This is a genomic window from Bradyrhizobium sp. UFLA01-814 (assembly GCF_046718885.1).
Lineage (GTDB): Bacteria > Pseudomonadota > Alphaproteobacteria > Rhizobiales > Xanthobacteraceae > Bradyrhizobium > Bradyrhizobium elkanii.
This window is the reverse complement of sequence record NZ_JAQOSR010000107.1, coordinates 21,330-31,131: the sequence shown is the minus strand read 5'-3', so window position 1 is coordinate 31,131 and position 9,802 is coordinate 21,330. Positions and strand designations below refer to the sequence as shown.

General features: G+C 65.7%; 6 protein-coding genes. 4 read left to right on the top strand and 2 right to left on the bottom strand.

Features of this window, described 5'->3' with window-relative positions; all coding sequences use genetic code 11:
* The coding region (locus PMN64_RS27975) for a BA14K family protein (protein ID WP_411782977.1) at positions 1–261 on the top strand (261 nt) is incomplete at its 5' end.
* A gap of 68 nt (positions 262–329) precedes the next feature.
* Here PMN64_RS27975 and PMN64_RS27970 read toward each other — a convergent pair.
* Positions 330–1,226 carry a DMT family transporter gene (locus PMN64_RS27970; protein ID WP_411782976.1) on the bottom strand — a complete coding sequence of 299 codons (897 nt, stop codon included), beginning with the start codon at positions 1,224–1,226 and terminating at the stop codon, positions 330–332.
* Positions 1,227–1,408: 182 nt separating this feature from the next.
* Between PMN64_RS27970 and PMN64_RS27965 the strand changes: the two genes are divergently transcribed.
* Both PMN64_RS27965 and PMN64_RS27960 read left to right on the top strand, forming a co-directional pair.
* Positions 1,409–1,813 (top strand): response regulator, encoded by a 405-nt coding sequence (locus PMN64_RS27965; RefSeq protein ID WP_026192708.1) that lies wholly within the window; start codon positions 1,409–1,411, stop codon positions 1,811–1,813.
* Positions 1,814–1,832: 19 nt separating this feature from the next.
* Positions 1,833–4,070, top strand: a complete 2,238-nt coding sequence (locus PMN64_RS27960) for a CHASE3 domain-containing protein (RefSeq protein WP_411782975.1) — start codon at positions 1,833–1,835, stop codon at positions 4,068–4,070.
* A gap of 158 nt (positions 4,071–4,228) precedes the next feature.
* Here the strand turns inward: PMN64_RS27960 and PMN64_RS27955 are convergent, their stop codons facing one another.
* Positions 4,229–5,122 (bottom strand): DMT family transporter, encoded by an 894-nt coding sequence (locus PMN64_RS27955; RefSeq protein ID WP_411782974.1) that lies wholly within the window; start codon positions 5,120–5,122, stop codon positions 4,229–4,231.
* A gap of 809 nt (positions 5,123–5,931) precedes the next feature.
* Between PMN64_RS27955 and PMN64_RS27950 the strand changes: the two genes are divergently transcribed.
* Positions 5,932–9,705, top strand: coding sequence for a vitamin B12-dependent ribonucleotide reductase (locus tag PMN64_RS27950; protein ID WP_411782973.1), 3,774 nt, complete (start codon positions 5,932–5,934; stop codon positions 9,703–9,705).
* Positions 9,706–9,802: the final 97 nt, after the last annotated feature.

Here is a 9,802-nt window from a genome sequence, read left to right as displayed (position 1 = left end):
ATCCTAAGTCTCGTGGGCTCGGAGATGTGTATAAGAGACAGCGTCGGCGGCGCCCTCGCCTCGGGCGCGTATTACGGCTCCGGCTATGGTTACGGCCCCGGCTATTATGACGACAGCTACGGATATTACGATGAACCGTCTGTTGCCGTGGAGGTGCCGAGTGGCGGCGGCGCCAGCTACTGCGCGCAGCGCTACAGGTCCTACGATCCTGCCTCGGGCACCTATCTCGGCTATGACGGCCGGCGGCATCCCTGCCCGTAATGAAGGCCTGAATTCCTAGTTGCAAAGGGCGGCGCCAGCGCCGCCCTTTTTCATGTCCGCAAGTCGTCTCATGTACGCAAGGCGACCGCGACGGCCGCGAAGGTCACCAGCAGCGCTGCGATGTCGCTCGTGCTGAGCGGCTCGCGCAGCATCGCCGCTGCCGCAAGCACGCCGACGACGGGGACCAGCAGCGTCCCGATCGACGCGGTCGCCGCCGGCAACCGCTCGAGCGCCGCAAACCAGCAGACATAGCAAAGGCAGAACTGGATCAGCGTCATGTAGATCATCGACGCCCAGCCGAACTGCGACAGCGCGGCGAGCTGCGGCTGCTCGATCAAGACGCCGATGATCGCGATCGGCACGCAGCCGATCGCAAGCTGCCAGGCCGCGAGCGACAGCGGCGGCATCGCGAGCTTGAAGGATTTGGTCAGCACCGTGCCGAGCCCGACGCAGATCGCGCCGGCGAGCGCGAACAGAATCCCCGGCAGCTTGCCGAGGCTCGCGTCGACACCGCCGCCGCCGATCAGCGCCGCGATCCCGGCGAGCGCGACCGCAAGCGCAAGCGCACGCGGCAGCGACACGCGCTCGCCGAGCACCGGCCAGGCCACCAGCGCGACCCACACCGGAATCGTTATCCCGAGCACGGCCGCCTCGCTGGCCCGCAGCCAGATCAGCGCGAGGCCCATGGACGCGACCCAGCCGCCGATCGACAGCGTCGACACCAAAGCAAGCCGCAACCACATGCCGTCGGGCACGCGCAGCGTCTGTCTCCGCACCAGCGCGACCAGGCCGAGCGCAACCGCGCCGACCACGCCACACAGCCCGCGCGACGCCAGCGGCGGCCACTCCGTGAGCAGGAACTTCATGATGGGAAAGTTGAGTCCCCAGCCGGTCGAGGCGACCACCAGGAATGCGAGGCCGAGCGGTGACAGCGGGGCGCGGCCGGCGACGGGAACTGCGGTCATGGACCTGTCGTAAAGGGGATGGACAAATACAAGTGATGTGTCACGGCTAGCTGGAAATCCGCTTGTCAGCAAACAGCATATGCATTCTATGATACAGACTTTCCGTCTAGGTTCCGCCTTAATCGACGAACAGGCCAAGCGAGTCGCCGGCACGCGAGGCCGTTAGAAAAAGAGGATGCATCGTGCCGAGCGTTCTCGTGGTTGATGACGACCCGATGGTGTGCGTTGCCATCGAGGTGTGCTTGCAACGCCAGGGCTTCGAGGTCACCGTCGCCGATGGCGGTGAAGCCGGCATGCGCGCGCTGGAGCAGGCCACCTTCGACGTCATGCTTGTCGACGTCTTCATGCCGCATATGCGCGGGTTCGAGGCGATCCGCGTCTTCCACGAGCGTGCGCCCGATATTCCCGTGATCGCGATGTCCGGCTATGCCTTCGCCAATGCCGACCGCGCGCCGGACTTCCTGCGGATGACGATCGAGCTCGGCGCCTCCGCCTGCCTGCGCAAGCCGTTTACCCCGCAGGCGCTGATTGCCGCCGTTAACGAATGTCTTGCGAAGTATGCACCTTCCGCTCGTCTTTCTAAGTAATTGCCCGTACTAATCGTTGATGGCTTCCCAGCGTCTCATTCTCGGCAGCGGCCTTGCGATCCTCCTCGTCATCAGCGCGGCGTCGATCGGATTGGACGTCAAGTCGCGCAACGAGATTGATTCGGCAGATCGCACGCTCGGGATCCTCAAGCGGATTTCCGACACCCGGCCGTTGCCACGGGGCGTCGAAAGCGCGGCGCGCGCATTCGCGCTGACAGGCGACGCTTCGTTCGCCGACGAATTCCGTGAGCAGAGCGCCGCCCTCACCTCGGCTTTCGACAGCCTGATGGCGGCGGTGAAGACCGCGCCCGAGGAGGCGCAGCTGCTCGCGGGCGCCAAGACTCAGGTCGACCGCGGCATTGCGCTCGGCGCCGAGCTGATCAGATTGCGCAGCGCGGGCGACACCGCCGGCGCCGCGGCGCTGATGTCCGCAGGCGAGAGCCGCGCGCTGATGGACAAGGTCGGCGCGGCGCTCGAGCGGCTCGTCACCGAAGAGCGCCGCGTGCTAGGGCTTCGCACCGGACAGTCGAAGACCTACGGACGCCTGCTGCTGGCGATCGACCTCGCCGGCGTCGCGATGATCCTGCTGCTCGCGATCGCGCTGACGCTGGCGGCCCGGCGCGCCAGCCGCGAACTGCAGGGCGCGCTCAGCGCGACCAAGGCGACCAATCTGTCGCTCGAGGGCAAGGTCGCCGAACGCACCAAGGATCTCGGCGCCGCGCTCGAGGAGCTCCGCCGTTCCACCTCGGTGATGGAAACCACGTTCCGCACCATGGCGGAGGCGGTGCTGGTGATCGACGGCGCCGGCACCGTGCTGCTGTCGAACCCGGCCGCCGAGAAGATGCTGCGCTACAAGCCGGGCATGACGGTCCGGCAGCTGCGCGCCATGAGCAACGTGTTCCAGTCGGATGGCGTCACGCCGATGCAGGCCGACGACATGCCGTCGGCCAAGGCGCTGCGCGGCGAGGAATTCGACGGGCTGGAATTCGTCGCCAAGCCGGTGCGCGGCGCGCCGGAGATTCACCTCGTGGTATCGGGCCGGCCGCTGCGCGACGGCGACGACGCCATCACCGGCGCGGCGCTGATCTATCACGACATCACCGCCTCGCGGGAAACCGAACACAAGCTGCAGCAGGCGCAGAAGCTCGACGCCATCGGCAAGCTGACCGGCGGCGTCGCGCACGACTTCAACAACATGCTGACGGTCATCACCGGCACCACCGAGACGCTGGTCGACAGCCTGCGCGCCCAGCCGCAGCTCGCGAAAACCGCCGAGCTGATCGACCGCGCCGCCGAGCGCTGCCGCGAGCTGATCCAGCATCTGCTCGCCTTCGCGCGCCGCCAGCCGCTGGAGCCGCGCACCGTCGACATCAACGGCACCGTGGTCGACATCGCCAAACTGCTGCGGCCGACGCTCGGCGAGCAGATCGAGATCAATTCGGTGCTGGCGTCCGATGTCGCCAGCGTTCATATCGATCCGTCGCAGCTCGCCAACTCGCTGCTCAACATGGCGATCAACGCCCGCGACGCGATGCCGAACGGCGGCAAGCTGCTGTTCGAGACCAGCAACATCGTGCTCGACGACGCCTATGCCGCTGTTAATCCCGACATCACGCCGGGCCGCTATGTGCTGCTCGCGGTCAGCGACACCGGCACCGGCATGTCGCATGCGGTGCAGGACAAGGTGTTCGAGCCGTTCTTCACCACCAAGGACGTCGGCAAGGGCTCCGGCCTCGGCATGAGCATGGTCTACGGCTTCGTCAAGCAGTCCGGCGGCCACATCAAGATCTACAGCGAGGAAGGCCACGGCACCACGATCAAGCTCTATCTGCCGCCTGCCCGCGGCCAGGTCGAGGTGGAGGCGCCTCCGCCGGAGCCGGTGCGGCGCGGCAGCGAAATCATCCTGGTGGTGGAAGACGACCAGCTGGTGCGCAACTACGTCGTCACGCAGCTGACGAACCTCGGCTACAAGACCATCGCCGTGCCCGACGCCCGCGCCGCGCTGGCGCTGGTCGACAAGGGCGAGAAGTTCGACCTTCTGTTCACCGACGTGATCATGCCCGGCGGCATGAACGGCCGCCAGCTTGCCGACGAGGTGCAAAAACGCCGCCCCGGCATCAAGGTGCTCTACACCTCGGGCTATACCGAGAACGCGATCGTGCATCACGGCCGCCTCGACGAAGGCGTGCTGCTGCTGGCAAAACCCTACCGCAAGGCGCAGCTCGCCGGCATGCTGCAGCAGGCGCTCGGCGAGTGATCTTGCTCACCTCTCCCCGCTTGCGGGGAGAGGTCGGATCGCCCTTGCGATCCGGGTGAGGGGGTACAGGTCTCACGGCGCTCATCACGCGTGGAGAGGGCCCCTCACCCCTACCCTCTCCCCGTGAAGAACGGGGAGAGGGAGAAGCGAGCGCGCCGCTACCTCGTCGCCAGTGCGACGCCGGCGAGTGTGAACAGCAGCGCGACGATCTGGCTCGGCCCCAGCGGCTCGTGCAGCGCGATTGCGGAGGCCACCACGCCGATCACAGGCACCGCCATGGTGCCGATCGCCGCCACCGAGGCCGGCAGGCGCGCAAGCGCGCCGAACCACGCGACATAGGCGACGCAGAACTGGATCAGCGTCGAATAGACCAGCAGCCACCAGCCGACGGTCGTGATGCGGTCGACATGCGTGGTCTCGATCAAGAGGCCGACGATCGCGATCGGCACGCAGCCGAGGCCGATCTGCCAGGCCGCGGCCGGGATCGGCGGCATCACCAGCGGATATTTCTTCGCCAGCACGGTGCCGAGCGCAAAGCCGAAGGCGCCGCCGAGCGCCATGATGATTCCCGGCAGCTTCTCCTTGCTCGCGGTGATGCCGCTGCCGCCCATGATCGCGGCGAGGCCTGCAAAGGCCATCACCAGCGCGATGGTCCGCAGCAGCGTCGGCCGTTCGCCGAGCACCGGCCAGGCCAGCAGCGAAGCCCATACCGGCATCGTGTAGGCGATCAGCGCGGCCTCGCTCGCCGGCAGCCAGAGCAGCGCCAGTCCCATCAGCACCATCCAGCCGGTGACGTTGAGCGCCGCATAGAGCACGAGCCGCGGCCACAGCCGGCTCTCGACATGCAGGCTCTGGGCGCGGATCAGCGCCAGCGCCGCCAGCAGCACGGCGCCGATCACCCCGGTGGTGCCGCGCAAGGTCAGCGGCGGCAGCTCGCTGAGCAGGAACTTGGTGGACGGCCAGTTGAACCCCCAGCCCACCGAGGTGATGGCGAGGAACATCAGGCCGGCGGGCGCAAGGCGCGGCCGCGCGGAAGGCTTCTGGACTGTCATGGAACCCGGCGGGGATGTGAGTCGGCCTCACCTTGCCCGCGATTTTGTCGCCCGACCATCACGGCTCTGACATGCCTGATCCGTACTTTGCCCGTAGGCTTACGTGAGTCCCCAAAATTCAATCCGGGACCGCGAATAAAAACTTCGCCTGTGAACAGCGGGGCGAAGCTCCGATCCACAGGCGATAGGAATATTTTTGGCTTGGGAATCCCTGAGGACTCACCGATAGTTGGGCCGATCACAGGCGCGGCACCGACCCCTGTTATCCCCCTCTTTCCACCATATTTAGTGTTTGATTCAGAAACTCGTACTAGTCCTTGACGGGCGTGACGGACATGGCCTAGCTTTCAACCTGTTCGGCGCGAGTGTGTTTGGGTCCCCGCCGGTCGCTCCCACAAGGGTTCCAAAATGACCACTCCGCCAGGCCTTCGGGCCGCGGGTGAAGGGCTTCTCTGCCCTGATTTTGGGTCACCGTCGGGACGACAGAACGGGCCGCGAAGGACCCGGAAACAGAGGCCGTAACCGGCCCGCGAAGAAGCGTACGCGTGACGTGTCGCGTGAAGCGTTTTGGGGCGTTGAATGCATGACCCGGAGCACCCGACCAGTCGGGCGCCGCGCCGGGACGATGCCGCCGCAGGGCCGGTCATACCGGTGCCCAGCGGATGAGAGAAAACAGGCCGGATCCACCGGCTGAGCTGCGGATGACGGGAAGCGTGCTGACGCGTGTTCCCTTAAGTCCGCGAACAGACAACATTCCGGCACCTGCGGACAAACGTGGGGCCGGGCAGAAGAAGAGACGGGGCTCGACCATGCGAATCGAACGACGCAACACCACCAGCGGACAATCTCCCTACGCCGGGATCAATTTCCGCCTGACCACATCAGAGATCCGCAATCCGGACGGCTCGGTCGTGTTCCGCGCCGAGAACGTCGAGGTTCCGGAGTTCTGGTCGCAGGTCGCCTCCGACGTGCTGGCGCAGAAGTATTTCCGTAAAGCGGGCGTTGCCGCGCGCCTGAAGAAGGTCGAGGAAGAGACGGTGCCGTCCTGGCTGTGGCGTTCGGTGCCCGACACCGAGGCGCTCGCGGCGCTGCCGGAGAACGAGCGCATCGTCGGCGAGACCTCGGCCAAGCAGGTGTTCGATCGCCTCGCCGGCTGCTGGACCTATTGGGGCTGGAAGGGCGGCTACTTCTCCACGGAAGAAGACGCCCTCGCCTTCTTCGACGAACTCCGCTTCCAACTTGCAAAACAGATGGTCGCGCCGAACTCGCCGCAGTGGTTCAACACCGGGCTGCATTGGGCCTATGGCGTCGATGGCCCCGGCCAGGGCCACTATTATGTCGACTGGAAGACCGGCAAGCTGACCAAGTCGAAGTCGGCCTATGAGCATCCGCAGCCGCATGCCTGCTTCATCCAGGGCGTCGGCGACGACCTCGTCAACGAGGGCGGCATCATGGACCTCTGGGTGCGCGAGGCGCGCCTGTTCAAATATGGCTCCGGCACCGGCTCCAACTTCTCGAGCCTGCGCGGCGAAGGCGAAAAGCTGTCCGGCGGCGGCCGCTCGTCCGGCCTGATGAGCTTCCTCAAGATCGGCGACCGTGCCGCGGGCGCGATCAAGTCGGGTGGCACCACGCGCCGCGCCGCCAAGATGGTCGTGGTCGATGCCGACCATCCCGATATCGAGACCTATATCGACTGGAAGGTGAAGGAGGAGCAGAAGGTCGCCGCGCTCGTCACCGGCTCCAAGATCAACCAGAAGCACCTCAAGGCCGTGATGAAGGCCTGCGTGAACTGCGAAGGCAGCGGCGACGACTGCTTCGATCCCGAGAAGAACCCGGCGCTCCGCCGCGAGATCAAGCTCGCCCGCCGCAACCTCGTGCCCGACAACTACATCAAGCGCGTCATCCAGTTCGCCAGGCAGGGCTACAAGGACATCTCGTTCGACACCTACGACACCGACTGGGATTCCGAGGCGTACCTCACCGTCTCCGGCCAGAACTCCAACAACTCGGTGTCGCTGAAGGATGATTTTCTGCGCGCGGTGGAAACGGACGGTGACTGGAATCTGGTCGGCCGCACCACCAAGAAAGTCACAAAAACGCTGAAGGCCCGCGACCTCTGGGAGAAGATCGGTTACGCCGCCTGGGCGAGCGCCGATCCCGGCCTGCACTTCAACACCACGATGAACGACTGGCACACCTGCAAGGCGTCCGGCGACATCCGCGCGTCCAATCCGTGCTCGGAATACATGTTCCTGGACGACACGGCGTGCAACCTCGCCTCGGCCAACCTGCTGACGTTCTACAGCACCACCACAAAACGGTTCGACATCGAGTCCTACGAGCACCTCTGCCGGCTCTGGACCATCGTGCTCGAAATCTCCGTCATGATGGCCCAGTTCCCGTCGAAGGCGATCGCCGAACTGTCCTACGAGTTCCGCACGCTCGGCCTCGGCTTTGCAAACATCGGCGGCCTGCTCATGACCATGGGCCTGCCCTATGACTCGAAGGAAGGCCGTTCGCTGTGCGGGGCGCTGACCGCGGTCATGACCGGCATCTCCTACAAGACCTCTGCCGAGATGGCGGCCGAGCTCGGCACCTTCCCGGGCTACAAGAAGAACGCCGCGCACATGCTGCGCGTGATCCGCAACCACCGCCGCGCCGCCCACGGCAACGCGGCCGGTTACGAGGCGCTGTCGGTCAACCCGGTGCCGCTCGATCACGCCTCGTGCCCGCAGGAGGACATCGTCACCCATGCCAGGCTGGCGTGGGATGACGCGCTGGCGCTCGGCGAGGTCAACGGCTATCGCAACGCCCAGACCACGGTGGTGGCGCCGACCGGCACCATTGGCCTGGTGATGGATTGCGACACCACCGGCATCGAGCCCGACTTCGCGCTGGTGAAGTTCAAGAAGCTCGCCGGCGGCGGCTACTTCAAGATCATCAACCAGGCGGTGCCGTCGGCGCTGCGCGCGCTCGGCTATCGCGAGAGCGAGATCGCGGAGATCGAGGCCTACGCCGTCGGCCACGGCTCGCTGTCGAATGCGCCGGGCATCAACGGCTCGACCCTGAAGGCCAAGGGCTTCACCGACGAAGCGATCGCGAAAGTCGAGAAGGCGCTGCCGACCGCGTTCGACATCAAGTTCGCCTTCAACAAGTGGACCTTCGGCGAAGACTTCATCCGCGACCAGCTCGGCATCGGCGCCGAGGCGATCGCTGCGCCCGGCTTCGACCTACTCTCGGCGGTCGGCTTCACCAAGCGCGAGATCGAGGCCGCCAACGTGCACATCTGCGGCGCAATGACGGTGGAGGGAGCTCCGCACCTCAAGCCAACCGATTACGCGGTGTTCGACTGCGCCAATCCCTGCGGCAAAATTGGAAAACGCTACCTCTCGGTCGAGAGCCACATCCGGATGATGGCGGCCTCGCAGCCGTTCATCTCGGGCGCGATCTCCAAGACCATCAACATGCCGAACGACGCCACGGTGGAGGACTGCAAGTCCGCCTACCTGTTGTCGTGGAAGCTGGCACTGAAGGCCAACGCGCTGTACCGCGACGGCTCGAAGCTGTCGCAGCCGCTGAACTCGCAGCTCATCTCCGACGATGAGGACGAGGACGATGCGGTGGAAGCGCTGTACGAGAAGCCGATGGCCGCGCGTGCCGCCCAGGTCTCGGAGAAGATCGTCGAGAAGCTGGTCGAGCGCATCGTCGTGATGCGCGAGCGCGAGAAGATGCCTGACCGACGCAAGGGCTACACCCAGAAGGCTGTTGTCGGCGGCCACAAGGTGTACCTGCGCACCGGCGAATATGACGACGGAAGGCTCGGCGAGATCTTCATCGACATGCACAAGGAAGGCGCGGCGCTGCGCTCCTTCATCAACAATTTTGCGATCGCAGTATCCCTGGGTCTGCAATACGGCGTGCCGCTGGAAGAGTATGTCGACGCCTTCACCTTCACCCGCTTCGAGCCCGCGGGTCCGGTGCAGGGCAACGACTCCATCAAGTACGCGACCTCGATCCTCGACTATGTCTTCCGCGAGCTCGCGGTGAGCTACATGGCGCGCTTCGACCTCGCCCATGTCGATCCGAACGAGTCTGGCTTCGACGCGCTCGGCAAGGGCGTCGAGGAAGGCAAGGAGCCGGATGAGGCCCCCGCCCAGCACCAGGCGACCAAGTACCTGTCGAAGGGCCTGACCCGGTCGCGCACCGACAACCTCGTCGTCATGCGCGGCGGGTCGGCCACGGTGAGCCCGGGCGCCGACAACGCGCCCGCCGGCAACCGCGTCACCGCGCTCGCCTCCCACGGCGCAACCGCGCGCGGCGCCTCCGACACCGTCGAAGGCGCGGTCGCCCTGAAGCAGGAAGTCAGCCACGACCTCTCGCCGACCGAGAAGCTCGAGGCATTGAACTGGAGCAAGCCCGGCACCGCCGCAGCCGCCGCCCCGTCCAAGGCGGAGCGCCGCGCCGAAGCGAAGGCCAAGGGCTATGAGGGCGAGATGTGCTCGGAGTGCGGCAACTTCACGCTGGTGCGGAACGGGACCTGCATGAAGTGCGATACGTGCGGCAGCACGACGGGGTGCAGCTGACAGCTAAATATCGTCCTCCTGCCGCCTGGGCATGAACCCGGCTCCACGAATAAAAAAGGGCGGCTGAAGGCCGCCCTTTTTGTTGGCCGTAGTGCAC

Bases quoted from the DNA above. Each gene is read 5' to 3' on its own strand.
- PMN64_RS27970 (WP_411782976.1), bottom strand. From the start codon at position 1,226: ATGACCGCAGTTCCCGTCGCCGGCCGCGCCCCGCTGTCACCGCTCGGC.
- PMN64_RS27960 (WP_411782975.1), top strand. From the start codon at position 1,833: ATGGCTTCCCAGCGTCTCATTCTCGGCAGCGGCCTTGCGATCCTCCTC.
- PMN64_RS27955 (WP_411782974.1), bottom strand. From the start codon at position 5,122: ATGACAGTCCAGAAGCCTTCCGCGCGGCCGCGCCTTGCGCCCGCCGGC.
- PMN64_RS27950 (WP_411782973.1), top strand. From the start codon at position 5,932: ATGCGAATCGAACGACGCAACACCACCAGCGGACAATCTCCCTACGCC.